Annotated in this window: 22 protein-coding genes; 12 read left to right on the forward strand and 10 right to left on the reverse strand. The window is 40.5% G+C overall.

Features of this window, described 5'->3' with window-relative positions:
• Positions 1-23: 23 nt before the first annotated feature.
• From HWQ40_RS03540 to HWQ40_RS03550, 3 genes are all read left to right on the forward strand, one after another.
• Positions 24-3,491, forward strand: coding sequence for an NB-ARC domain-containing protein (locus HWQ40_RS03540; protein ID WP_292774992.1), 3,468 nt, complete (start codon positions 24-26; stop codon positions 3,489-3,491).
• A gap of 236 nt (positions 3,492-3,727) precedes the next feature.
• On the forward strand, positions 3,728-3,868 hold the full coding sequence (locus tag HWQ40_RS03545) for a hypothetical protein (RefSeq protein WP_292774993.1): 141 nt from the start codon (positions 3,728-3,730) through the stop codon (positions 3,866-3,868).
• Positions 3,869-3,950: 82 nt separating this feature from the next.
• On the forward strand, positions 3,951-4,259 hold the full coding sequence (locus tag HWQ40_RS03550) for a hypothetical protein (protein WP_292774994.1): 309 nt from the start codon (positions 3,951-3,953) through the stop codon (positions 4,257-4,259).
• Positions 4,260-4,266: 7 nt separating this feature from the next.
• On the opposite strand, the gene HWQ40_RS03555 is transcribed toward HWQ40_RS03550, so the two are convergent.
• From HWQ40_RS03555 to HWQ40_RS03575, 5 genes are all read right to left on the reverse strand, one after another.
• A complete protein-coding gene (locus tag HWQ40_RS03555; RefSeq protein WP_292774996.1) occupies positions 4,267-5,064 on the reverse strand; it encodes a hypothetical protein in 798 nt (265 codons plus the stop codon).
• A gap of 213 nt (positions 5,065-5,277) precedes the next feature.
• Positions 5,278-5,652: an IS1595 family transposase gene (locus tag HWQ40_RS03560; protein ID WP_292774998.1), complete on the reverse strand. Its 375-nt coding sequence runs from the start codon at positions 5,650-5,652 to the stop codon at positions 5,278-5,280.
• Positions 5,653-6,316: 664 nt separating this feature from the next.
• Positions 6,317-6,520 carry a hypothetical protein gene (locus HWQ40_RS03565; protein ID WP_289798204.1) on the reverse strand — a complete coding sequence of 68 codons (204 nt, stop codon included), beginning with the start codon at positions 6,518-6,520 and terminating at the stop codon, positions 6,317-6,319.
• A 10-nt stretch (positions 6,521-6,530) separates the two neighbouring features.
• Positions 6,531-7,094 (reverse strand): peptide deformylase, encoded by a 564-nt coding sequence (def, locus tag HWQ40_RS03570; RefSeq protein WP_292774999.1) that lies wholly within the window; start codon positions 7,092-7,094, stop codon positions 6,531-6,533.
• Between the two features lie 479 nt (positions 7,095-7,573).
• Positions 7,574-7,861: a Mo-dependent nitrogenase C-terminal domain-containing protein gene (locus HWQ40_RS03575; protein ID WP_292775000.1), complete on the reverse strand. Its 288-nt coding sequence runs from the start codon at positions 7,859-7,861 to the stop codon at positions 7,574-7,576.
• 384 nt (positions 7,862-8,245) lie between these two features.
• On the opposite strand from HWQ40_RS03575, the gene HWQ40_RS03580 reads away from it, so the two are divergent.
• Complete coding sequence (locus HWQ40_RS03580; protein ID WP_292775001.1) at positions 8,246-9,148, forward strand: ABC transporter permease; 903 nt, start codon at positions 8,246-8,248, stop codon at positions 9,146-9,148.
• Positions 9,149-9,176: 28 nt separating this feature from the next.
• On the opposite strand, the gene HWQ40_RS03585 is transcribed toward HWQ40_RS03580, so the two are convergent.
• Positions 9,177-9,437, reverse strand: coding sequence for a hypothetical protein (locus HWQ40_RS03585; protein ID WP_292775002.1), 261 nt, complete (start codon positions 9,435-9,437; stop codon positions 9,177-9,179).
• Between the two features lie 149 nt (positions 9,438-9,586).
• Between HWQ40_RS03585 and HWQ40_RS03590 the strand changes: the two genes are divergently transcribed.
• Entirely contained in the window at positions 9,587-10,396 is an 810-nt protein-coding gene (locus HWQ40_RS03590) for a DUF3598 family protein (protein WP_292775003.1), read from the forward strand.
• 72 nt (positions 10,397-10,468) lie between these two features.
• A complete protein-coding gene (locus tag HWQ40_RS03595) occupies positions 10,469-11,977 on the forward strand; it encodes a BamA/TamA family outer membrane protein (RefSeq protein WP_292775004.1) in 1,509 nt (502 codons plus the stop codon).
• A gap of 120 nt (positions 11,978-12,097) precedes the next feature.
• Here HWQ40_RS03595 and HWQ40_RS03600 read toward each other — a convergent pair whose 3' ends face one another.
• Positions 12,098-12,775 carry a hypothetical protein gene (locus HWQ40_RS03600; protein WP_292775005.1) on the reverse strand — a complete coding sequence of 226 codons (678 nt, stop codon included), beginning with the start codon at positions 12,773-12,775 and terminating at the stop codon, positions 12,098-12,100.
• Positions 12,776-13,525: 750 nt separating this feature from the next.
• The gene (locus HWQ40_RS03605) at positions 13,526-14,197 is read right to left on the reverse strand and encodes a LuxR C-terminal-related transcriptional regulator (RefSeq protein WP_292775006.1); all 672 of its coding nucleotides are present in this window, start codon (positions 14,195-14,197) and stop codon (positions 13,526-13,528) included.
• 100 nt (positions 14,198-14,297) lie between these two features.
• Between HWQ40_RS03605 and HWQ40_RS03610 the strand changes: the two genes are divergently transcribed.
• The 3 genes from HWQ40_RS03610 to HWQ40_RS03620 all read left to right on the forward strand — a co-directional run bounded on the left by HWQ40_RS03610 (position 14,298) and on the right by HWQ40_RS03620 (position 16,846).
• Positions 14,298-14,954, forward strand: a complete 657-nt coding sequence (locus HWQ40_RS03610) for a DUF3386 domain-containing protein (protein WP_292775007.1) — start codon at positions 14,298-14,300, stop codon at positions 14,952-14,954.
• 162 nt (positions 14,955-15,116) lie between these two features.
• On the forward strand, positions 15,117-15,626 hold the full coding sequence (locus HWQ40_RS03615) for a HugZ family protein (protein ID WP_292775008.1): 510 nt from the start codon (positions 15,117-15,119) through the stop codon (positions 15,624-15,626).
• 278 nt (positions 15,627-15,904) lie between these two features.
• Complete coding sequence (locus tag HWQ40_RS03620; protein WP_292775009.1) at positions 15,905-16,846, forward strand: alpha/beta hydrolase; 942 nt, start codon at positions 15,905-15,907, stop codon at positions 16,844-16,846.
• Between the two features lie 58 nt (positions 16,847-16,904).
• Here the strand turns inward: HWQ40_RS03620 and HWQ40_RS03625 are convergent, their stop codons facing one another.
• Positions 16,905-19,763 carry a zinc-dependent metalloprotease gene (locus tag HWQ40_RS03625; RefSeq protein WP_292775010.1) on the reverse strand — a complete coding sequence of 953 codons (2,859 nt, stop codon included), beginning with the start codon at positions 19,761-19,763 and terminating at the stop codon, positions 16,905-16,907.
• A gap of 989 nt (positions 19,764-20,752) precedes the next feature.
• On the opposite strand from HWQ40_RS03625, the gene HWQ40_RS03630 reads away from it, so the two are divergent.
• The gene (locus HWQ40_RS03630) at positions 20,753-21,136 is read left to right on the forward strand and encodes a hypothetical protein (protein WP_292775011.1); all 384 of its coding nucleotides are present in this window, start codon (positions 20,753-20,755) and stop codon (positions 21,134-21,136) included.
• 899 nt (positions 21,137-22,035) lie between these two features.
• Positions 22,036-22,527 (forward strand): orange carotenoid protein N-terminal domain-containing protein, encoded by a 492-nt coding sequence (locus HWQ40_RS03635; RefSeq protein WP_292775012.1) that lies wholly within the window; start codon positions 22,036-22,038, stop codon positions 22,525-22,527.
• Between the two features lie 320 nt (positions 22,528-22,847).
• Here the strand turns inward: HWQ40_RS03635 and HWQ40_RS03640 are convergent, their stop codons facing one another.
• Complete coding sequence (locus HWQ40_RS03640) at positions 22,848-23,627, reverse strand: glucosamine-6-phosphate deaminase (RefSeq protein ID WP_292775013.1); 780 nt, start codon at positions 23,625-23,627, stop codon at positions 22,848-22,850.
• Between the two features lie 215 nt (positions 23,628-23,842).
• On the opposite strand from HWQ40_RS03640, the gene HWQ40_RS03645 reads away from it, so the two are divergent.
• Positions 23,843-24,529, forward strand: a complete 687-nt coding sequence (locus HWQ40_RS03645; RefSeq protein WP_292775015.1) for an HAD-IA family hydrolase — start codon at positions 23,843-23,845, stop codon at positions 24,527-24,529.
• Positions 24,530-24,819: the final 290 nt, after the last annotated feature.

A 24,819-nucleotide genomic window follows, 5' to 3' on the forward strand; every position in this document is an offset into this window, starting at 1 on the left:
TGGGTTTAGCTGAAAAACGGTGCTTGTCTAACAGCGAGATCGAAGTGTTTTTATATGCTGTTGAAGGACAATCGCCAAATGCGATCGCTAAAAAATTGGCAATCAGCGCCGAGGCAGTACGCAAAAGATTAAGCGAAGTTTACAAGAAATTTAATGTTACTGGTAGTGGCCCAGGGAAGCTCACTAAGTTACGACAATTTATAGAATCTGAGCATCAAACATCTTTACTGAATATTACCCAAAACCGTCAAGATTGGGGTGAAGCGCCTGGTGTCTGCTTTTTTCGGGGACGCATAGCAGAATTGTCTCAGCTAACGCAGTGGCTCATTAAGGATAACTGCCAACTAGTGGCAATATTGGGAATGGGCGGAATCGGCAAAACTGCTTTATCTGTGAAACTGGCAAAGGAAGTTCAAGAGAATTTTGAGTATTTGATTTGGCGAAGTTTCCGCAATGCGCCACCCGTCGCAGAGATGTTGGCGAGCCTAATCGGGTTCTTATCTGATGAGAGGGAAACAAATTTGCCAGAAAGCATAGATGGTAAAGTAACCCTGCTGATTAATTATTTACGAGAGCATCGTTGTCTTGTGATATTTGATAATACAGAGACAATTTTACAAGAAGGCGATCGCGCCGGACAATATAGACAAGAATATGAAGATTATGGTCAACTACTTAGTCGGGTAGGGGAAGAACCGCATCAAAGCTGTTTGGTGCTGACATCTCGTGAAAAACCAAAAGAATTTGCTCCTCTAGAGGGAGAAGCATCACCAGTCAGAACATTATCGTTACTTGGCTTAGAAAAAACAGAAGGGCAAGAAATTCTCCAAGATAAAGGGTTATTTGGCTCACCACAGGAATGGGCCAAGCTAGTTGAGAAGTATTCAGGTAATCCTTTAGCATTAAAGCTAGTTTCTGAGCCAATTCGGGAGTTATTTGATGGTGATATTGCTGCTTTTCTGGCTGAAGGAGAGATAATTTTTGGTGACACCCGGAATTTACTAGACCAGCAATTTGAGCGCTTGTCAGAGATTGAAAAAGAAATAATTTATTGGCTAGCGATCAAGCGCGAGTTAGTTTCTCTAGAGGAATTGCTCAATGATATTGTGCGTCCCTTGACCAAAAGGGAAGTGATGGAAGCGCTACAATCTCTACGGAGGCGATCGCTAATTGAACAAAGAACAGCACTTTTCACCCTCCAGTCTGTGGTGATGGAATACATGACTGACCAACTGATTGAACAAGTTTGTCACGAAATTACCACTCGTAATATTACACTATTTATGAGCCATGCTTTAATGGAAGCTACGGCCAAAGATTATATTAGAAACACTCAGATTACCCTGATTATTAAACCAATAATAGATAGATTATCAACTATTTTTAGATATGCTAAAAATATTGAACATCATCTATATCAAATTTTATTGTCCCTGCGACAGATTCCCCAAACAGCAGGATATGCGGGTGGAAATCTGTTAAATATTCTTTGTCAACTACAAACTGATTTTAGCGGCTATGACTTTTCTAATCTGACTATTTGGCAAGCATATTTGCAAAGTGTGAATCTGCATCGGGTAAATTTTGCCAATGCTGATTTAGCTAAATGCGTTTTTTCAGAAACATTAGTTAGTATTTCGTCAGTCGCATTTAGCCCGAATGGAAAACTTTTGGCTACGGGTGATGCTGATGGCAAGACTTACTTGTGGCAAGTTGAAGATGGAAAGCTACTTTTTACCTGTACCGGACATAGCAGTTGGGTAAAATCAGTTGCCTTCAGTCCCGATGGTCAAACTTTGGCTAGTGGCAGTGATGACCAAACAGTAAAATTATGGGATGTTGATGATGGTAAATGCCTGAAAACCTTGCACGGACATAGCAATTGGGTCAGGTCAGTTGCCTTTAGTCCCGATGGTCAAACTTTAGCTAGTGGCAGTGAAGACCAAACAGTAAAGTTATGGAATGTCCACATCGGCAAATGTCTGATAACTTTGCAGGAAAATACCAATCGAATTATGTCAGTTGCCTTCAGTCCCGATGGTCAAATTTTAGCTAGTTGCAATGAAAAGCAAACAGTGAAATTATGGGATGTTCGTGATGGTAAATGCCTGAAAATCTTGCAGGGGCATAGCAGTTGGGTAAGATCAGTTGCTTTTAGTCCCGATGGTGAAATTTTAGCTACTGGCAGTGACGACCAAACCGTAAAACTATGGGATGTTCGTGATGGTAAATGTCTGAAAACCTTGCAGGGACATACCAATCGGGTTTGGTCAGTTGCCTTTAGTCCCGATGGTCAAACTTTAGCTAGCGGTGGTGACGACCAAACCGTGAAATTATGGGATGTTCGTGATGGTAAATGTCTGAAAACCTTCCAGGGGCATACCAATCGGGTAAAGTCAGTTGCTTTCAGTCCCGATGGTCAAACTTTAGCTAGTGGTAGTGAAAACCAAACAGTGAAGTTATGGAATGTCCAGGATGGTAAGTCTTTGACAACCTTGCAGGGGCATAGCAATCGAGTCCGGTCAGTTGCCTTCAGTCCCGATGGTCAAATTTTAGCTAGCGGCAGTGAAAAGCAAACAGTGAAATTATGGGATGTCCGTAACGATAAGTTTCTCAAAATTTTGGAAGGGCATAACAGTTGGGTACGGTCAATTGCCTTTAGTCCTGATGGTCAAATTTTAGCTAGCGGCAGTGAAAAGCAAACAATTAAATTATGGGATGTTCAGACGGGACAATGCCTCAAAAAATTGCAGGAACATACCAATCGAATTAGGTCAGTTGCTTTTAGTCCTAATGGTCAAATTTTAGCTAGTGGCAGTGACGACCAAACGGTGAAATTATGGGATGTTACTGATGGTAAATGTCTCCAAACCTTGAAAGGGCATACCAGTTGGGTAAGATCGGTTGCCTTTAGTCCCGATGGTCAAACTTTAGCTAGTGGCAGTGAAAACCAAAGAGTCAGGTTATGGGATATTTATACAGGAAAATGTCTCCAAATTTTGGAGGGACATAGCAATCGGATCAGGTCAGTTACTTTCAGCCCAGATGGTCAGACTTTAGCTAGTGGCAGTGATGACCAAACAGTGAAGCTATGGGATGTTTTCATGGGCAAGTGCTTCACAACCTTGCAAGAACATACTAATCGAGTCTGGTCAGTTGCCTTTAGTCCCGATGGCCAGACTTTAGCTAGTGCCAGTGAAGACCAAACGATAAAATTATGGGATGTCTCTAATGGCAAGTGCCTGAAAACTTTGCAGGGAGCTAATTGGGTAAAGTCAGTTGCCTTTAGTCCCGATGGTCAAACCCTGATTTGTGGTAGCCAAGATGAGACAATCAAGCTTTGGGATGTATCGACGGGTGATTGCCTAAGAATACTGCGATCGCCACGACCCTACGAAAAAATGAATATCACTGGGGTTACAGGATTAACCGCAGCGCAGTTAGTGACGCTCAAAGCTTTAGGGGCAGTGGAAAATGGAGAGCAAAATTGAAGAAGAATTCAGGAGTCAGAATTCAGGAGGGGAGCCAGGCAGCCCATTAGTGTCAACTTAAGCCGAAAACTATATCGGACAGGCGTTTTGCAAATCCCTCACGCCCTCATCCCCTAACTCCTTCTCCCAAGGGAGAAGGGGAATTGAATGTCTAGCTCCCCTCTCCCTTGGGGAGAGGGGCTGGGGGTGAGGGCAAAACGTTGTCACCAAGCGGGTTTAGCGTTAAGTTGACACCAATGCGGGCAGCCTGCCCCCGACACTCCACTGAAGGTGAAGAAGATAAAATTTCTGGTTACAGAACCTTGTCGGCGCTGCAAAAATATTTAGAAGTGTTGGATGAGGATTTAGAATCGGCAGTCTCAACGCTTAAATTTTAGCTGTCCTATTCAATGGTCGTGACTATCTAAAGATAAATTAGTACCATACTTAAGATTTTTAATTCAAACTTAATAGAATAATATGCCATCTGATTCAGATTCTCTTTTGCAACAACTTACTCAAAGTATAGAAAAAGGTGTGACTACATCTAATGAAATTGTCAAAGCTCTTAAGAAAATAGAACAAGAATCTGGAGAGGATTTATCAGGAATTATCGATTACATCAATAGAGCAGCATTCGATTTTGCTGAAGCATTAAAAAAAATAGGCGATTATGAAAAAACCGCGATCAAGCAAGTAGAGGAAGATTTTAGAGCAAAGTCTTCTGCTAAGGGAGCTTCTAAAGTTATAGATATTAAGTGGTTGTGGAAATTTTTGACACACGGTTAGAATATATCTAAGATAATTTATGAATCAAAAATCCGAGGTACTTTTCTACTTCTTTAGCAGCATCCTTAGATAGCTCATTTTTTGAAACCCGGTTTGGTAGATCCATCTTTTTGATGTATTCAATAGCACTCACGTATGCCTGAGTTACTTCTGGAAAAGTGACTAATTCTGACTTTTTTATATTTGTTTTTCTTAAATCTATCTGCTTATCAATATTAATACTGACAAAATATAGACAATTGCATATGTCTTTCTCAAAAATATCTCTCAGATGTTTTTCTGATTTATTAGCTGTACTCGGTCTTCGTAATAATGTTTCAGGAACATTATTAGCAGCGGCTTTTGCTAGTTCCTTTTGTTTAGACTTTTTACCTAACCATCTATTTGCTTCCTGATTTGCTAATATATGTTGATCTAGTTTTTTAGCATCATCCAAATAATTATTTATTCTCTCGATAATTTCTGTATAATATGATGAATTTTGAATTTTAGGATCATTCTTGCCTACTTGTTCTAGAAAATCTTTGATATGTTTTGAACCGCTCACCAACGAGTCAATTCTTTTGTCTAAATCGTTTTTTTCATTTTTCAATTTTTCATTTTCTTCTTTAAGGTCTTTAGTAGTAAAATCAACAATTCTAAGAATTTCTGTTCCCAAGGCAATAATTGTAGCTACTGGAATAAATGGCTTAATTTTAGGATCAGCATTCCGAACTGTCCAATCGACTATTAAAAAAAGCACAAATGCTGTAATAATAGCCTCTAGCCATGCTTGTGTTTTAACAGAACGAAATATCCTATTCATTGCTATTATTCCTCAATAAATATTGTATCCAAACCTATTATTTGTTAGAAAAATAAATATTATTTAATTAATAATCGTAAGTCGAGCTTTACTAAAGCTAAACTACAGTAGTTATTGATTCATCCTTCAAAAAACACCAAAATGTCAATTTATTGTTGAAAAGTAAGGGGTAGTGAACAGTTACAAATTACAAGCCAAAGTTAAGATTCTGTTTTAATACGTATCCATCTCTAAAATCCTAAGTAATAGTTCCCGTTCTTCAGGTATTGCATTACGGATACGCGCTATCATATAGCAGGCTGTGTTCTTATTAACCCCAATTTCTTTGGCAAGCTGGCGCACACTAATACCTCCTGGTGTATTCAGCACAAGGCGAATCGCTAAAAACCACTTATGTAATTCTACATGAGTTTTGTGGAACAGAGTCCCCACTGTAACGCTATATGAAGTGAAGCACTCGTTACATTGGTATCTGTGTTCATTCTTCAATATTCGAGAATTAGTTGATTCACAGTATGGGCATTTTGGCTTTCCAGCCCAGCGAATTTCCTCAAGCAGGGCAAGGCAATCTTCATAATTTAGTGACATCGTTATACCCAGAACTCTGAGTATAACGATGTCAAAAGTGACTCAGCAATGCTCAAGTATTATGTAGAAATCGCCCAAAAAAACTAAGAAATCAAGTTATTTACGGTGTATTTATATACTTTTATATTTGATTTTACTAGGTGCTAACCTTAGGTTCAAAAAAATTTATCTTTTATTGAGATTCAGTCATCATTTTTATCTCTCTGTACTTGATTACAAGAACATCGCGCTCGTCAATTTTTTTCTGGCGATTGCCTTCGGCACTGCGCTTTGCGCAATCGCCTCCTGACCACAGGAGGTTTATAGCCGACAACGTACTCAAGGATACTTGAGCCTACAAAACGCGATGCCTGCGGCTGGCGGAGCCGCATCCTTGAGTACCCTGGGGCATTTTTAGTTCAAGCGTACTATGAAAACCTTACTCAAGTTTTGGGTGGGTACGCTTATATTTGATGTACATCAATCGCCTTCTAGGTTTGGAGTTTCGCACTCCTGACTAGTCTAAACTCCAGTTACTACCCCTGCGCTATTATCTATCAGTCGTACAGAATACCCAACTGAATTTTGACTCCTGAATCCTGAATTCTGTTTCGATAAATAAAAGGTAAAAGAATGAATTTTGCCTTTTTCCTTCATCCTTTTACCTTTTTTATGTACCTGATGCTTATTTCATGTTAGCCCTTGCGTCCTTAACTGCGGCAAAGAAAAATAATCCTGTGAGTGGAATGCTCAATACCAGGATAATTGCCGTGGCTGTGACACCAAAATCTGGTTGTCCGTAACCGAGTTCAAAAATCGAACCGACGGCGGCAATCGCACTTACACAAGAACCACCCAGAAATAAACTGCTTTTTGGAGTTAAATACACTATTGCCCCCCTATGCTATTGGTTTCACCGCTTGATACGAGAAGCCATTCTTAGATAGCTCCTGGGCTAAAGTCAAGGAGTTTTCTACACGGTCTACAAATACCACGCCGTTAAGGTGATCCATCTCGTGCTGAATGCAGCGTCCCAGGAGGTCATTAGCTTTTAATGTCCGGGGACGACCGTACTCGTCTTTATAGGCGATTTCCACGACTTCGGGGCGCTTCACGTCTAAATATACGTTGGGAATACTCAAGCATCCTTCTTGGGCAACAGAGATGTCGCGGCTGACTTGTTTAATGGTGGGGTTAATCAACACCAAAGGCTGATTAGCTGCGTTTTCTGGTTCCAAATCGATGACAATTAGTTGTTTGTGAATTCCTACTTGGGGTGCAGCCAAACCAATGCCATCTTTGCTGTACATAGTTTGCAGCATTTCGCGCACCATTTGGCGGAGTTGGTCATCGACTTTCGCAACTCGCTTTGCAGCTTGACGCAGCACGCGATCACCTAAATAATGAAGCTCCAAAGGTGGATTTTTTAACTTTTTTTTCTCGACAGCAATTTCAGAGGGCATGAGTCTCGATGGCTAGATGGTGCAAATTCCTACTATTTTCATTCTATCAATCTCAGTTAGAGGATGTTTAAAAAGTCCTAGAGTATACCAAAAACCCATCTGCCATTCCTCTTTTTGCTTGCTTAACGGCAGACTGATGCCAAGAGTGAGAGGCTGTGAAACCCTTATTTTCTCGTCAGTAAGGTTTGCTAGGGGTTAGGTCTCCGAGGTTGTATTGTTAGCAATAATACTTTTTAAATATCCCCTTAGACGTAGTACCAATCTCCAAAATAATTATTGTGAAGTCACGTTGCACCATACTAGGAGCGATAATTTTATCGAGGCTGACATCATTAAACAGTACTTTTAAATGTGAAATCGATTGTCAGTCGTTTACCAGCCTATTTCTGATTCACATCTGATTGCAACTAGGATTCCTATACAACTTTTCTTAGTAAAAAGATTTCTCCAATCAATTTTTTATTGATGGAAACCTATGTTTAGCAATATTTTCTAGCATCCTCACCACATTCATTGACTAAATATAATAAACACTTAAAACGAAGAGTAACTATCTGTTCGTAAAGAGGGTTCAATTTACACAAAGGTGGAATGCGAAGCAGAGTCCGACCGAAAAGTTTAACAGTTCTTTCAAAAGGGCAATTTGAAGGAATTATTTTGCACAATAGTCTAGCTAGATTATAATTATGTATTTCTACGGACTCAAGCTGATCGCGGATTTGTTTTAATAAGCTATTGTCCAAATTGGCTTTATTTAAGAAGTTCATGGTTCAACTTTCCTTCCATCAATCTGTTTCTCCCTATCAAATTACTACGATATTCAGAGAAAAACATCGTATAAATACCAAACTATTTCCCCACTTTTTTGAGGTCAAGTTTAAAGAACAGTAAAATTGCTGAGAGACCAGAACAGCTAGCCAATTATTATCAATAACTGTTAAAAGCAATAGTGAGTATATCTGTGGCAAATGGTATGAAGATCAAGTAAATAGTCGAGGCAGCAGGAGGACAGAAGAAGGAAGTAGCAATAGATAAAAGCTGATATATTGGCAAACTTTGCACCATTGACTATAAATAGTGGTGTTATTGACGCAAAGACGCAAAAGCTGAACTTAGTGCTTTGGCGTTAAGTTCAAATTTTGAGGTGATGTGTGTTTAAATCTTTCACGAAACTGGACTATCTGCTGAAAGAAACTTTCCTCGGTTTATTGCGGGGAGGTTGGATGAATTGGGCTGCTGTCAGTACTGTGACGGTGTTACTGTTTTTATTCGGCTTGAGTCTGCAAACCTCTTGGCAAGTTGAAAAACTTCTCTATCAGTTTGGTAGCCAGCTAGAAGTCTCAGTTTATCTCGAACCGGATACACGGATGGAAAGCATTGAGCCACTAATCGCAAAAATGCCAGAGGTGGCGGCGATAAAAACCATTACCAAAGAAGAAGCTTGGACTAGGTTAGTTAAGGAAATGAGAATTTCTGATATTGAGGGTGCTACTCAGCAGCTAGGTGAGAATCCTCTGGTTGATGAGATGAAGGTAAAAGCACGTAATTCTCAAGTTGTGCCAACCTTAGCAACGCAGTTGGCTAAATTACGAGGAGTTGAGACGGTGCAGTATGTCGATGAAGCAGTCAAACGCATTGCCCAGTTGCACCGAGGCCTGAACTGGATTACTTTAACAATTACGATTATTCTGACTTTAACAGCGATCGCAGTGACTACTACCACAATTAGGCTGATTGTCATGGCGCGTCGCCAGGAAATTGAAATTATGCAACTAGTGGGAGCAACTTCTGTTTGGATTTACCTCCCATTTATTTTACAAGGAATTGCTTTTGGTTTGGTTGGTGGTGCGATCGCTTGGAGTTTCATTTCTGTGATTCAACAGTTTCTCGGTAAGTTGCTAGTCAATCAACCTGAGTTTATCCAAGTCATCACCAACAGAGTGCAACTCACTCCAGCAGAAATTTTATTATTGCCCCTGATCCTTTTGAGTTTCGGTGCAGGTGTAGGATTAATGGGGAGCTTATTTGCTGTCCGACGTTTTGCTAAAGGATAGTCATTGGTCATTAGTCCTTTGTCATTGGTCATTTGTCCTCTGAACTCAGAACTTTGACCTCTGAACTCGGAACTTCGACCTCTGAACTCGGAACTTCGACCTTTGAACTCAGAACTTCGACTTCTGAACTCAGAACTTCGACCTCTGAACTCGGAACTTCGACTTCTGAACTCAGAATTTCAACTTCTGAACTCAGAATTTCAACTTCTGAACTCAGAACTTTGACCTCTGAACTCAGAACTTCGACCTCTGAACCCAGAACTTCGACTTCTGAACTCGAAATTTTCAAAATTTTAAAAGAATAACTGAAGTTTTGCTTGAACGAATATGAAATTAAACCTACATATCAACTTAACAGGGCTAATCAAATGACAAATGACCAATGACCAATAACCAATAACCAATGACCAATGACAAATGACAAATGACAAAATCACTATGAAATCACAATGGGAATGTTTTTTGCAGAATCTCGGTGTTTGGGAAGGTTCATTTACGAATTTTTCTCCCCAAGGAACACTTTTGAATGATACTCCTAGTCGTCTTTCCCTAGAACATTTGAACAATAGCCAGAAAGTGCGCCTAACTCTGAGCCGTTCGGGACAAGATATAATCAGAGAATTTAATTCTGTGGGAGGGGGTCTGCTGTTTTTTGAAAATGGTTCATTTTCTGAAGGTTTAATTCAGCTAGGGCCATTTTCTGAATTTGGTGGAGAACTCGCTTTTGTTCATGAAAATCGCCGCTTGCGTCTGGTGCAACTGTTTGATAATACTGGTCAGCTAAAGGAATTAATCTTAATTCGAGAACATCTGGCTGTAACCCCAGCAGCAGAACGTCCACCCTTGCAGATAAATGATTTGTTGGGAGAATGGCAAGGTCAAGCAGTGACAATATATCCAGATTTGCGCTCGCCTGATACTTACTCTACAACCTTAAAATTACAACTTGATGATACTGGGCGATTAATTCAAAGTACCTCTTTTAGCGATCGCACAATTACCTCAACTGCTACCATCAAAGGCCCCATTGTTCTCTTTGACCAAGACCCAGAAAAGCAGGTGCAAGTATTATTTTTACCAGATGGCGCTTCTGCAACATCACCTGTCAAAGTGCAGTTACGCCAACCATTTTTTATAGAAGCGGGTTGGTTAATCCAGCCAAACCTGCGCCGACGGATGATTCGCAGCTACAACGAGAAAGGCGAATGGGTTAGTTTGACATTAGTTACTGAAGAAAGAAAGCTTTGATATCATGTCCGCTTGATTACTTGTCAAATATTTAACTGTTGCCAAAATGTGGGTAATGACAAAGCTTTATTTATGTATATTCAAATAGCTGTAGTTGCGATCGCAGTCATCTTAATAGCTGGAGAAAATCTAGAGGCCGTTGCAGACTCGCAATCTTCTACTGAAGATAGCACTAGTATTGTGACAACAAAACCTACATTACAGATAGAGGGAGAGTATGCAAAATATGGTGATTATATTGGATTAACTCCACTAGATAGCCAGTCTGTCGAGTTTTCTCAGAGAATTGTCAAAGATATCCAGATTCGTTTTGTTAATAACAAAGATCAATTGCTCGATGACAAAGGTCAGCCGATCAAAGGACGTACTCAAAAAGAGTTTATCATTGGTCTACTGAAACTCAAACCTGGTCAGGTATTCCGTGAAGATTTACTAGAAGCAGACTTGCAACGATTGAGGAGATTAGAGTCATTTAATGAAGTCAATGTTTATCGACAAGAAGATGCTAAGAGCGTTAATCTGATCTATGAAATCAAAGAGCGTAACTTCCCTTCTTTAATCTTAGGAGGCGGTAGTAACGAAGATGTTGGATTATTCGGTCGGTTGGGTTATAAAGATGCAAATATCAGCGGTTTTAACGATAAATTAGATACAACTGTGCAAATCAGCGGTAAAGATGTCCAATTTAATGGTCAGTTTACTAGTCGTTATCGTCCTGAAGAACCAAACCGCTTAGGCTACAGCATCAGAGCTTTTCGTAATCGTAATATCTCAGGAACCTTCAACGAAGATATCAGATTGTCTAGCGGTGACAAAGTACGCGAGGGAAGATTTGGCGGTTCTGTGGGAGTTTTACGATCTTTTGATGAGTGGGATGCAGCTATAAGTTTGAACTATACCAGAATTAGCCTACGCGATCGCGAATATAACGTTGCACGGGTCGATAGTTTAGGGAATCCTTTATCTGTCAGCGGTACTGGCATTGATGACTTATTTACAGTATTATTTTCTGTATCCAGAGATCAACGCGATCGCCGAGAAAATCCGACTCAAGGATCGATTCTCACTCTCAGTACAGAACAAGCAATTCCGATTGGACTGGGTAATATTTCTAGCAACCGCCTACAGGGAGATTATATTCAGTATTTACCAGTTAGTTGGATCGGTAATGGTAGACCAACTGACAATCCAGAAATGTTGGCGATTAATTTACAAATTGGTACGACTATTGGAGACTTTCCACCAGCTGATGCTTTTAACATTGGTGGACTAGATTCTGTCAGAGGTTACGGTTATGGAAAAGTTGCCAGTGGTCGGAGTTATGGTTTAGCTTCTGTGGAATATCGTTTCCCAATTTTTTACTCAATCGGAGGAGTTCTTTTTACTGACTTCGCCTCAGATTTCGGGTCTAGCGAAACCGTGCTAGGAGAACCAGGAGTGCTACGAGATAAACCCGGAAGTGGCTTTGGTTACGGCTTAGGATTGCGCGTCAAGTCATCCTTTGGGCTGATTCGAGGTGACTTAGGAATTAGCGACCAAGGAGAACTTAGATTTGAAGTTACTACAGGTCAGCGATTTTAACGGGTGGCGGAAACCTAGAAAACTACTGAGGATTGCTTAATAACACACTCAGGGCGATTTCATTCTAAAAAGCTGCTTGAGTGTGTCTAGTCCAAAAGAACATAATCAAGACATTGGAGATTACTTACACATTTGTAACGTGCGGCGATCGCTAGCAGCGATAGAATTTAACCGATAAAAGTCTTGCAGAGCCAGGGAGTAAGCATAAGAACTTGACTCATCCTCAGCAACCTTGGGCAGTCTATTGCTTGTAGCTACCTGATTCGATTGTTCAGAACTGGCTTCATTTGACGAACTATTAACCGTCATCGCCAACTCTCCTGATGGGTTGATTGTACCCTGAAAACAATTTAACTCTGATTGGGGCATATACAACGCACCCTTTACCTTGTCCTGCTGCTTTTGAAATATGATATAACCTTGACCAAGCTGGTTTGGTTTTGGGGATTGACCATAGAGGTAAATCCCATCTTTTACAGGAAAACCTGCTTTTGGTAAAACTCCTGCGTTTTTTGTAGTTCCCCGATCGCCTGGAACCAACGCTGTGATTATAGGTACTGTGTTTCCGCCTCCAGAAGCCGCATTAAGTTGACTTCTTTGATCTCGAACTTTTCTAAGCTGCGACAAAAGAGAGTTTTCGGAGGTTTTGTGAATCTGAGCCGATGAGAATCGAGAATCTGTAAATGATACTACTTGAGTCTGCTTGGCTATAAAGCCCAAACCGAGAAGTAAGCCTAAGCCCGCGAGGGAAATTCCCCACTTCCGGGGAGATAATAACTGATGAAGGTTGTTAAGCACCCTACTTCTCCTGTGAAAAAACTAACTAAGTTCTCTAGAACTTACTTAAATCATAACCAAGTCTTAATTGTCAAAGACTTTATTTACGACTTATATTACTATTGTCCAAAAAAGAAAACTGTCAAAAACAAAAGTTTTTATTGGATTTGGTTCTACAATCTTAGATTACCATCAGTTAGAGTCTTTATAACAGAAGGCAGTAGGCAGGGGGCAGGGGGCAGGAGGCAGAAGTCAGGAGTAACCTACCTTTAAAAGCATGAGATTAAAGTAAGAAGAATTGTATCTCGCTACACTCTACTCAATACAATTCTTCTTTGAAAACTGGGTTTTATACCCAGAATTAAAGTTTTCATATAGCGTTTCCTGGTCTAGTGAGGTACACCTGTAGGGGCACGGCAGTGCCCATTAGTGTCAACTTAACGTGAAAGCCAGCCTAGAGCAAGCTTTTAGATATTGTCTCGTTGTCTCGTGTCTCGTTCCCCTGCTCTGACTGGGAATGCCTAACGGGAGGCGGAGCCTCTTCTTACTCGCGGCAGAGCCGCAATGACAAGCATTTCCAGCCAGAGGCTGGAAACGAGGTTTGAAAAGGAGTTTTAGCTTAAGTTAACACCTAGGGGCAGTGCCGTGCCCCTACACCCCGCGATATAATTACGTACCGCATCTGAATGGGAACCGCTATATCATATCCGGCTAATAGTTCTAATTCCCGAATCTACGCAGAAAGCCCAAAAACCCTGCCTCCTGCCCCCTTCAAGAAACTTGTATATCTTGTAGCTTTGCCACCATTTCTGCACGTGCCGAAACCTTCAACTTCCGAAACATCCGCTTCAAAGCTTGTTTGACGGAATTTTGCGTAATCCAAAGTTTTTCTCCAATTTCCGCATTCGTTAACCCTTGTGCCACTAACTCGGCAATTTCTAACTCACGCGCTGTTAAAGGACTAACTAACAGGGAATTGGATATTTTGGGTTTTGTCCGTAGGGTTGCCATTTTTGCTGACAAATGAATGCATAAAGCGCTCAAGTCAGCTAAATCGTTGCCATTAAAGGCAGGATTTCCCTTGTCACGTGCCAAGTTAAGGGTTCCTACCAGACGACCATCGCAAACAATTGGCCCGGTCATCACGTGTTCGTGGTCAGAACGCGAACAAAAATGCTTCCAGTCTCCTGGCGATAATAATAACTGTTCATGGGCGGGAGCATGACGCTCAACTACATAGCGCCCCACTGGATTGCTCTCTAAGCATACTGCCGGAATGCCTGGAACATTAATCTCAGTGGTTGGCTGCTCATCTAGGAGATAAATACCCCAATTTTGCACGCCAAAATGCTCGCTAATTTGATCCGTGAGAGCGAGTCTTAACTCTTGCTCATTTTGGACATTAGCGATCGCATGAAATACAGCGTGTAGAGAATTAGCCATAAGTGTACCCAGTTGGGGACTATCCAAGCCTCAACAATTACTTCTATGCTAATACCAAGGAAACTAAAACGCTAATTACAGTAGCGACTAGGAGAAGCACATGACAGTTACACAACTCTCTGCTCAGGAACTTTTCCGGGCTGCTTATGAAAACCGCTATACTTGGGACAAGAATTTTCCCGGTTATACCGCAAATATTACCTATAAGCATGATGATAAAGTGTTTACAGGCAAAGTTATCATCAGTGCCAATCTCAAAGCCGAAGTTTTGGATGTAGATGATGAGTCAGCCCAGAAAGCAATTCATGGTCAAGCCTGGGAGATAGCAATTCACCGCGTCCGCCGCAGCTTTGAAGATACCCACAGCGCCAATACGTTTAGCTATGGTAAAACTGACGAAACTGGTGCGGTTGAGCTTTTAATGGGTGGTAAGGCTGAGGGCGATAAATACAAAGTCCGCAATAATGAAGTCTGCCATGTTCACCGTCTAATCCATGGTACTTTTGTTACTATTGACACCTTCAGCAGTCACGATACCGGGGAAGGCTACTTGTCCCACAGCTATGACTCTGTGTACCATGACCCCAAAACTGGGGAACAAAAAGGCGGTAGAAGCGAATTTATTGATGAGTATGAAAAAGTTGGTGACTATTTCATCCTAAATCGTCGGGAGATTCGCACCGAGACAGCAGGACAATTTTCTACTCAGGAATTTATCTTCTCTGACATTAAATTGTTGGAACCTGTTGCTGCTTAAGCGGTATTCTGTAATCCAAAAATTAGCGATCGCTCTTTAGTTAAAGGGAGCGATCGCTTTTATTTTTTGGGCATTCCATGTGTAGTTGTAGCCCATCCTAGACATTGGTCAATCACGTTAAGATACTTTATTAGGTGTTCCTAATCAAGCGGTAATCTACTTATGAGTCAACTTGAAAACATTCAAGCTGAGTATGAAAAGTTTCCTGAAGCATTTGAGAGTGTAATCATTAGCACTGTGAGCGCACAGGCAATACCCAATGCTAGTTATGCTCCCTTTGTAATGGATGATTCCAAGAATATTTACATTTATGTCAGTGGTCTTTCGATTCATACCAAAAATCTCTATGCCAATCCTCATGTTAGTGTCTTGTTTATTGAGGATGAAGCTAAAAGTAATCTAATTTTTGCCCGTCGTCGTTTGAGTTTTGATTGTACGGCAACTTTGATAGAGCGTGAAACTGATAAATGGAATCAAATTGTTGAGCAATTTCAAGAGCAGTTTGGTGAGATTGTCGAGGTTTTGCGCGGCTTATCTGACTTTCGGATTTTCCGGCTAACTCCAAGTGAAGGTCGTTTTGTAGTTGGTTTTGGCGGAGCATATCATATTAGTGGTGATAACCTCCATCAACTTGTTCAAATTACAGGAGATGCCGAGAAAAAGCAAGGATGAATTATGAATTATCAATTATCAATTAGCAAATATACCTGTCGATTAGAAATCGCAGCTACACAAACTCTCGTCCGTCTGCGCGGACTCTAAGAATTTGAAACCCACGTTCGCGTAGCGTTCCGTAGGAAAGGTGGGTTTTGTCTGTATAGCCAAGCCAGTGCGGTCTTCTCCCAAAGGGAGAGGCTAGCGCTAAGGGGGTTTCCCCCATGAGCAACTGGCGCGCGAATTCTATTCGCCAGGGCTAGAGGTATTTTTACTCAACTAAACTTTTTAATTTTATGCTTCAGTTTCAACCTCCTGGCTTTGGGCATAAAGTCATCCATACATTCTTGGGGGCAATGGTTTACTATACCCAAACGAATGCACCTTGGACGATTGCTGACACTGAAGATTTACCCCCACTACTATTTCTCCATAACTTTGGTGGTGGAGCGTCTGCCTATGAATGGTCTAAAGTTTATCCGGCTTTTGCTTCTAATTACCGCATTTTAGCCCCCGATTTAATCGGCTGGGGAGAATCGGCTCATCCAGTGCGGGATTATAAAATTAGGGATTATCTCAGCACGATCGCAGAGTTTGTCATCCAAACTTGTCGCCAACCGGTAACAGTGGTAGCCTCATCTCTCACAGCTGCTTTTGCTATTCGCCTAGCTATTGTTCAACCCAATTTATTCAAAGCACTGTTTTTGGTTTCCCCTTCTGGATTTGATGATTTTGGGCAGGGTGCTGGACGCAGACTTCCGCTTTCGGTAATCAATGCGCCTCTGTTGGACAATTTTATTTACATGCTTGGTGCTGAAAATGAAATTGCAGTCCGAAATTTTTTACAAAGTTTTCTCTTTGCTAAGTCACAACGAGTATCTCAAGAAATGGTGGAGGCTTATTTAACCTCGGCACAACAACCTAATGCCAAGTTTGCTGCTTTGGCATTTTTGCGGGGCGATCTTTACTTTGATCTGAGTTTATATATTCAACAACTAACAGTTCCCACTGTCATTTTTTGGGGAGAAAAAGCACAATTTACCGACATCAAATTAGGACAACGCTTGGCAAATCTAAATCCAAGAGCAATTCGAGATTTTTATGCGATCGCAGATGCCGGTATATTACCTCATTTGGAAATACCAGAAGTTTTCATTGGTCTATTGCAGCGGTATCTTGGGGAAGTGGGGAGCAGGGGAGCAGGGGAGCAGGGGGGCAGGGGAGCAGAGGAGAAGTAGCAGTAAGTCTTTCCCCTCTGCCCCTTTGCTCCTCTGCCTCTTTGCCCAATGTCCATCTCTATTTAGAAAGTAACTGTGCGTTTAATGCTTTAGTGATGCGATCGCCAGAAGCTTCTAAGTGAGCTAAGGTGTAAATATCAAGGCTTTCTCCGTCCGGGTGACGCTCGTTCCTCTCTACCAGACGCTGCGCGTAGCTTGCTTCCCCGTAGGGGTACGCTATCGCTGGCGCTAACGCAGTGGTTTCCAGGGAAGGAACCCCGCCAATCCCCTGTTCACCAAGTTGTTTGAGTCTGGCATCAATGGCTTTTTGCAGTTGGCGCAATTCATACCAAGCCAATGTCCGACCATCTTCAGGTGTATTAGTAGTACCTAACATCATCTGTAACAAAATATTCAGATGTTCCCGTTGCAATGAACGGCGGATGCTAGAAATTGGCTTTGGTTCTCCTGGGGTGAAAACTTCTGTCCAGATGCCTGTTTGCAGTGTGTTGAACAGTTCTGGCATGGAAAGCGCTTCTCCAGGCAGAGTTTTTAATTCTATATCTTGTAACCGATTCAGGCGATCGCTGTCTAATAGCGATCGCAATATCGCACTTTGAAAACTTAAAATGCGATCGTGAATTGGATAATCAAGACGATTATTAGGTGCAGAACTACCCCAGTCTCCCCAACGCGACGGTGCCAGTTGATTGAGTAATTGTGGTGAAAAGCTGAAAGCATCATCTGCAAAAACATACTGTTGCAACTTTGTCAATGCTTGACGTTGTTTTAAAAGTGAAACTGGTACAAATGACCAAGCATCATTACTGGTATGGAGACGCCGAAATGATTGTCCACCAATGTATTTAGAAAGCAAAGTAGCGTTACGAAAATAATATTTAAGTACTCTATTAAATTTAAGGCGCAGGTTACTATAGCTTTCGCCTTTCGATAGATAACCCTTATCAAGACGCTGCCACATAAAACGAGCATTATCCATTTGCCACTGCGAATAAAGTAGTACATCACTACTCATATCCCAGACATTCGCCAAAGGATTGATATCCCAGATATCTTCATCGCTTGCGTAAGATAATTCTGGTTGAGGCGATGCTAGTGCAATCTGGTCTAAAAAACTTTTTTCTGACTCTGGAATAGTTAGCTCAAGCGCTGTTGATGGAAATCTTTTATAACCATACTCAATTGCCCATTCGTCATAAGGCCCAACAACTCCTGGGAAATAATCACCTTGCTGTACTCCCTGTGGTGCTATGTTCACAGGTACATAGTCCATCACCGAACCTACTAAACCTTTGGTGTGAGTGATTTCAGTATTATTTAATTCTTGAGGTGCTAACATGGTGCTGCCATAAAAATTGTGGCGCAAACCCAGAGTGTGCCCGACTTCGTGAGCGATGAGAGAACGTAAATATTCATGCACATACTCCTTCATCGTTTCACTACTAGATGTAGTGTTTGGCAACATTGACAACACCAGCGCTCCCATAGCTGCTTGATTTGAAGACTCCATACCATAGCAGGACTCAGAGGAGAAAAAGAGAGCAGAGGAAGATGACGCAAAGAATCTATCCAGGTATTTCCCCGCGTCTTCACGTCCTTTCATCTTTTCTGGACATGAATTTGCCTCCATCAATGCATGATATTCTTGCTGAACTAAACGCACCATATTGGCATCTACAATGATATCTGCATCTAATATTTCTCCAGTGAATGGGTTGACTCGCATCGGGCCTTTGGCAAAACCTGCATCTAAAGAATTGAACCAGCGAATGGTGTTGTAATGTACATCTGCTGGTTTCCAATTAGCATCATCTGGCATTTGCTGTACTTCAATAGCATTTTTAAATCCGGCTTTTTCAAATGCTTTGTTCCACATCAAGACACCTTCACGAATCGCATCGCGGTATTCTAGTGGCACAGCATTTTCAATCCAATACACAATTGGTTTTTTGGGTGGAGATAAGGGGGCGTTAGGATCGGATGGTTCTAGATGCCAGCGATTAATGTAACGTACAAATGATTCGTGAGCATTATTGTTAGAGAAATCTTGGAAAGCAGTAGTAAAATATCCAACTCTATCATCGGCAAGTCTGGGAATATAACCATTGTTTTCTCTCAGCTGAGAAAAACTATAGTGTACTTTCAGAGTGAGTGCCCTGCTATCGGGCACAGTGATTAAATTTGAGCCTTCTAGTGATGAAAAACCGTAAATCGAATCAATCTCTACGTTTTCTGGGAAGCTGTTAACATCACCAAAATATGACTTGCGTGCATCTAAGCGGTAATCAGCCTGTAAAGAGTATTTTAATAGAGGAGTTAATCCCGGAAAATCCTGCATTAGCAGTTCATTCAGGTTGATTAGAATATTTTGATTTTTTGGATCGATAGTGGCTATTTCGAGTGAATAAAGAACTGAATCGCTAAATGAACGAGCAAGCGATCGCTGTTCTGGTATACTGTCTGTACGGAATTTTACATTACGGACAACAAAATGCAATCTATTATTGACTCGTCGGAAGTAAAAGATAAAATCAGAGAGAGGTAATCCACTATAAATCCCACTTTCCCCAACGCCTGATTCCAATGTCACTATAGCTAGGTAATCTTTATTTAGCTGCTCTGGCTTCAGTTCTAAGAAAACTTTTCTCGAATCCTCGCTGCAATAAAGTGTGAAGAGTCCCTCTAGTTTATCTATCCGATTAACAATCCCATTAAATCGGCAAAAATCTTTCTTTTTAATCTCAGCAAGATTCTTGTCAGCAATTGCTACGTTTTCAACTACTGGCAGTGCATTTAATTGCTGTACATCAATATTAGAACTATTTGAAAGTTGGTTTGCTCCTGCATAATCATTTGATAGCAACAAGCTATACAGTATTACTATACAGACTGCTAATTTCGTTATCCAGTATTTCATCCTTTGGCTTTCCACCTGAAGCAGTTCTCGTGTTAAGGAAAAATGTCGAGTAGTTTTTCGTCTGTAAACCCTTCAAATATCTAGGAATTACGGTATAAATCTACTCAGTCAGATAAGCAATGCCTCTAGTACAGCACAGCAGAAATCCAGCTACCATCTCAATTAATTAGACAAATTGTTCAAGCAACTTGTTAAAGGTAGGCAAACTTCCGCCACAGTCTACTAGCCTAAAAGTCGTGTGACTATTGATTGTTATTAGTAACTATTTAGAAATTATCCATTAAGCATCTATCTTTTAAGGTTGAGAATTTCTACAACCAAAGATACATGTTTTTTTTACTTCTATCTGTATTAAAAACCAAATGTAGCATTAAAAATGTATTTAGAGCTACATTTGGCAGCCGAAGGAATCTCAAGCATGATTTATAAATAAAAAGTAAGACTTATAAGAAAGCTGCTATTGAGCATTTAAATGCTTTTTTCGGATGAATTTTAGAAATTTATGCTAATCTCAACCGTTTTCTCACATCGTCAATTGTTCTCAATGGTCTTCAAAGCGCTATTACAACACAAAATCAGCTTTTTTGCCTAATTATCGACCTTTTGCTCTAGCCAAGCACAAACCAACTTTGAGTGATTTGCTGTAATTTTGTTTAGAAGCAAAAGCTAGTACAGCAATTTCTACCGATTAGGTGATGTCAAAATCAAGCAATATATGAAAAAAATCGTGGTTTCCTAAATATTGCAGTTAATACATGTCTGGTGAAATTAAATATGCGTTATCCAGAACCCTTGTAGAGACGTAGCATTGCTACATATTTACATTCTTTTTGACTTCTATAAATGGTTTGATGTAGTTGATTTGCTTGCGGATGATTGGTATAGTCTCATCCCAGATTTTTCATAACTGAGATATGCCTTTTGTTAGAAGGATAATTATTTTTTTATAGTTAGTCTTTATTTGTACTCCAAAAAACAAGCTAATTGGCATGATAAATTTGATTTCTAGGACTATTAGTCAGATCAGTTCCCTGCTTAAAGGACTTCAAATAAAAGGTTTTTTGGCTGTCGTCATAGTTGGTTTTCTAGTGCTGACGACGAATGTTGCTCCTGGGCAAAATAACACAGGCTTAAAGGAAAGAGTTCGCGAACAGATACAGCAAGATGATTCTCAAAGACCAAGAACAATCGGGGAGTGGAATAAAGAAGCTCGTGAAACGGAAGGTTCTCCTGGTAAACGACTTCAAAAGATTGGAAAAGAGTCAGCAGAAGCCTTTAAACAATTTGGATCTGGCTACGTAGAAGGTGCTGAGAAAACTGCTAATGATGTAGGGGACAGTGCAGCACAAACAGGCAAAAAAATCCTTAACTAAGTTCCAAACTGGAGCGTTACAATTTTTACTTGGCTGTAAGTAATAATAACTTTTCGCCAATAGAATAGATGAGTAATATTAGGAAGGCTAGTGTCTAACCAACGAACTCTTCTAATATTTAGGTAAGGCCTCACCCTTGCTGATGATAGATTGTAGCGTTTCGTCAGTTGCATTAAATATAGGTTTTTAGTAGGGGCGTACAGCTAACTGTATGCCCCTACCGCGCGTTACATCGTCTCCACCTTGTTGGATGCGTCTGCACTGCAAAATTTAGATTAATACCAGATAAAAAATATTTTTCAGTAACACTGAGTAAATTGGTAGAAATAAAATCAACTATTCAGAAGATACTTGATGCAGAAGCGTTAGCGTCTTTCTGTAAGAGAGAAAAAATGACAATCAATATAGTTATTCTTTGTTTATACCTACTTATCTAACTATCATAAATAATCTATGTATATTTTTTTACCAATTTAAGAGTATTTCTAGAACGGGTAAGTAACTGTTAAATAACTGTTCAAAAACATGAAACAATGAGGAAATAGCTAAGACAGTAATAAAGAAAGCAGATTAATAATTAGTGATATGAAGCAATCTAAGAGGTTGTTTGAAAAGTATTTCACTATTCTGAAGAGCGATCGCAATCTACCAAAATAGATTTTATCCACTATTACAATCAAGCTAACATCTATCCAGGGAAATACCTTTTAATAATCTTTCAATTTGGCAACAGACTTCTAATTACTAACTCTTTCATTTGGCACTTGTCAGGTATTATTTTGGCTTTGAACGATCTTCTTTATGATTTTAAGACATCTGTCTTCAGTAGGGTAAAACTCCAAATGTACATTTGATAACATTGTTTAAGAATAAATAAGTAATTGCGATTGAAGTTAATCATGACATACACACAAACTAACGATCCCACTATTCGCGAACACGTTCAAGCTTGGCAAAATTTAAATGTAGATCAACAACTTGCTTTGTTTTGGTTTATCTATAAGGAAATTGGGGGTTCAATTACTCCTGCCGCTCCTGGAGCAAGTACTGCTTCTCCAGAAATAGCCGAAGGCTTATTTAATCAAGTTAAGGAATTATCTCACGAACAACAATTACAAGTTCAGCGTGATTTGATTAATAAAGTGGATACCCAAATTTCTCGTGAGTATGGCTCTTTGGGTGATACGACAAAACTCCTGTTTTGGTATCGATTATCTCAAGGGATGGATAATGGTACTATCATTCCTGTACCTGATGATTATCAACTTCCTTCCGAAGCTAAAGCGTTGTTTGGCAAAATTCAAGGATTAGAGTTTGAACAGCAGATTACTGTTTTCCGTGATTATGTTTCGCCAATGGGTGCTGAAGCAAAATCAGGTGCTGGAATTTAGCACTTTTGAACTTTTTAGGATGCTGAGGGTATCTATTAAGTTATTTATACCCTTCTTTTAAATATTACTAGATTCGCCAGTCGCTTAATATAAAGCTATATTCTGATGACTGGCGTATTTAGGAATTTTTTACTTAATTATTTCGAGATGTTTATGAGTTGTATAAACATCAGTTTTTTAAAACAAAGTGTATCAAGATTTCCGAGTTTTTATATAGACGATCGCTTGGTAGTTATAGCGTTACTGTATACTGGAACTACCTCATGCAATTACAGCAATCGCTGTAATAATTAGCTTAGAAGATTGAGGTGTAGATAAGTTTAAGTTGATTCTAGTACGCTAGCAGAATTAACATCTAAAAACAACGTCGCTTGGGGTTGTTGACGGAGAATAGAAGCCGGACAGTCTATACTGATATAACTTTGCAGCATCTCTTTTACCACATTCGCTTTACGTTTTTCTGGAGCAAGACAGATAATTTTTTTAGCTGAACAAATTGTTGGGATCGTGACAGTAAAAGCATACTGTGGGACATTTTCTAAATTCGGAAAGTGATTTGTACTTACTTGTTGCTGACGGTTCACAGTATCCAGTTTTACCAGTTTCACGCTGTAAGGATCTTGAAAATTTGCTACAGCTGGATCGTTAAAAGCTAAATGTCCATTTTCGCCAACACCAAGACAGCACAAGTCAATCGGTTGTGCTTGCAATAATTTAGTGTAGCGATCGCACTCTGCTATTGGTTGTAATGTATCACCTTCTATATAGTGAAATTTCTTAGGATTAACCTGCTTCTCTACACGTTCTCGCATATAACGCCGAAAACTAGCAGAATGGTCAGCAGTAATTCCCAAATATTCATCTAGATGGAACAGAATAATCCGTGACCAATCTACACCACCCAATGCAATCAAAGCATCAATAAATTTGAGTTGGGAGTTACCTGTGGCTAACAATACAGCAGCTGTATCCTGTTGCTTGAGAATTTGCTGTAAATACTTTTGCACGATTTCGGCAACATCCTCGGCCATTTCGACTTCAGAGTTGTAAATCTGCACTAGTAAATCATCAACGCGAAAAAAGTTTGTGGCGGCTACCATTTGCTTACGAAGAAGGTTATCAATTATACGGCAGTTTGCCCTTATATGCCCTATCCAGTATAGATTTTAGGATTTAGCAGATTAATTTCTGACTCTTGAAATTTTTTTCTCCAATCCCCAATCTCCGTATTAACGAAGGAATAATCACTAAAGACAAAAAACAATGTAAACTATTTAAATTAAGTTAACAATTATTTACATTCTACCCAAAAATCATGCTGGCTGCAATTCTATTTGACCTAGACGGCACTATTGTCAACACTGACCCTATACACTACCGAGCTTGGCAGGAAATGCTGTTAAATTACAGCATAGAAATAGACGAAACATTTTATAAATCCCGAATTAGTGGAAGGCTAAATCCAGAAATTGTTAAAGACATTCTGCCACAATTATCAGCAGCAGAAGGGCAAAAATTTGCAGACGAAAAAGAGGCCCTTTTCCGCAAACTCGCCCCACATCTCAAACCGCTAAGTGGATTTTCTGAACTACTAGCATGGACAGATGCACATCAATTAAAACGTGCATTAGTAACTAATGCCCCTAGATTAAATGCAGAATTTATGCTAAAGGTTTTGGGGATAAAAGAAGCTTTCCATACAGTTGTTTTAGCGGATGATTGTATTGCAGGTAAACCCGATCCTGTGCCCTACCAAGTTGCCCTGAATAAATTGGGGATTACAGCAAAAGAAGCGATCGCTTTAGAAGACTCTCCCTCTGGTATTCGTTCAGCAGTGGGTGCAGATATCCGCACCATTGGCATCGCCTCCACCCACGATCCGCAAATTTTGCAGTCAGTCGGTGCATTTATGGCAATTCCAGACTTTACTGATTTGCAGTTGTGGACATTCCTAAACTCACTCATTGAGCCAGATTTAAGTGCGATCGCTTCTAATTTTTGAGGGCATTGGGCATTGGGAATGGAGAAGAGACAAGGTAGACAGGGAAGAGGGGGGAGACTTGTTCAATAATTCCCCTGTCCCCCTTGTCCCCCTCTGCTCCCCTGCCCCCCTGCCCCCTGCCCCCCTGCTCCCCTGCCCCTCTGCCCCCCTGCCCCCTGCCCCCCTGCTCCCCTGCTCCTCATCCCCCATCCCCAAAAACTCCACTTTTTAACCGAGCCATATCACGCAACGGTGGTGCCCCTCTGCCCCCCTGCCCCCTGCCCCCCTGCTCCCCTGCTCCTCATCCCCCA

The sequence above is a fragment of the Nostoc sp. NMS9 genome (assembly GCF_017114995.1).
In the GTDB taxonomy this organism is placed as follows: domain Bacteria; phylum Cyanobacteriota; class Cyanobacteriia; order Cyanobacteriales; family Nostocaceae; genus Nostoc.

Coding starts and splice junctions, on each gene's coding strand:
- HWQ40_RS03545 (WP_292774993.1), top strand. CDS start 3,728: ATGCGGGCAGCCTGCCCCCGACACTCCACTGAAGGTGAAGAAGATAAA.
- HWQ40_RS03550 (WP_292774994.1), top strand. CDS start 3,951: ATGCCATCTGATTCAGATTCTCTTTTGCAACAACTTACTCAAAGTATA.
- HWQ40_RS03555 (WP_292774996.1), bottom strand. CDS start 5,064: ATGAATAGGATATTTCGTTCTGTTAAAACACAAGCATGGCTAGAGGCT.
- HWQ40_RS03560 (WP_292774998.1), bottom strand. CDS start 5,652: ATGTCACTAAATTATGAAGATTGCCTTGCCCTGCTTGAGGAAATTCGC.
- def (WP_292774999.1), bottom strand. CDS start 7,094: ATGCCCTCTGAAATTGCTGTCGAGAAAAAAAAGTTAAAAAATCCACCT.
- HWQ40_RS03575 (WP_292775000.1), bottom strand. CDS start 7,861: ATGAACTTCTTAAATAAAGCCAATTTGGACAATAGCTTATTAAAACAA.
- HWQ40_RS03590 (WP_292775003.1), top strand. CDS start 9,587: ATGAAATCACAATGGGAATGTTTTTTGCAGAATCTCGGTGTTTGGGAA.
- HWQ40_RS03595 (WP_292775004.1), top strand. CDS start 10,469: ATGTATATTCAAATAGCTGTAGTTGCGATCGCAGTCATCTTAATAGCT.
- HWQ40_RS03605 (WP_292775006.1), bottom strand. CDS start 14,197: ATGGCTAATTCTCTACACGCTGTATTTCATGCGATCGCTAATGTCCAA.
- HWQ40_RS03610 (WP_292775007.1), top strand. CDS start 14,298: ATGACAGTTACACAACTCTCTGCTCAGGAACTTTTCCGGGCTGCTTAT.
- HWQ40_RS03615 (WP_292775008.1), top strand. CDS start 15,117: ATGAGTCAACTTGAAAACATTCAAGCTGAGTATGAAAAGTTTCCTGAA.
- HWQ40_RS03620 (WP_292775009.1), top strand. CDS start 15,905: ATGCTTCAGTTTCAACCTCCTGGCTTTGGGCATAAAGTCATCCATACA.
- HWQ40_RS03625 (WP_292775010.1), bottom strand. CDS start 19,763: ATGAAATACTGGATAACGAAATTAGCAGTCTGTATAGTAATACTGTAT.
- HWQ40_RS03630 (WP_292775011.1), top strand. CDS start 20,753: ATGATAAATTTGATTTCTAGGACTATTAGTCAGATCAGTTCCCTGCTT.
- HWQ40_RS03635 (WP_292775012.1), top strand. CDS start 22,036: ATGACATACACACAAACTAACGATCCCACTATTCGCGAACACGTTCAA.
- HWQ40_RS03640 (WP_292775013.1), bottom strand. CDS start 23,627: ATGGTAGCCGCCACAAACTTTTTTCGCGTTGATGATTTACTAGTGCAG.
- HWQ40_RS03645 (WP_292775015.1), top strand. CDS start 23,843: ATGCTGGCTGCAATTCTATTTGACCTAGACGGCACTATTGTCAACACT.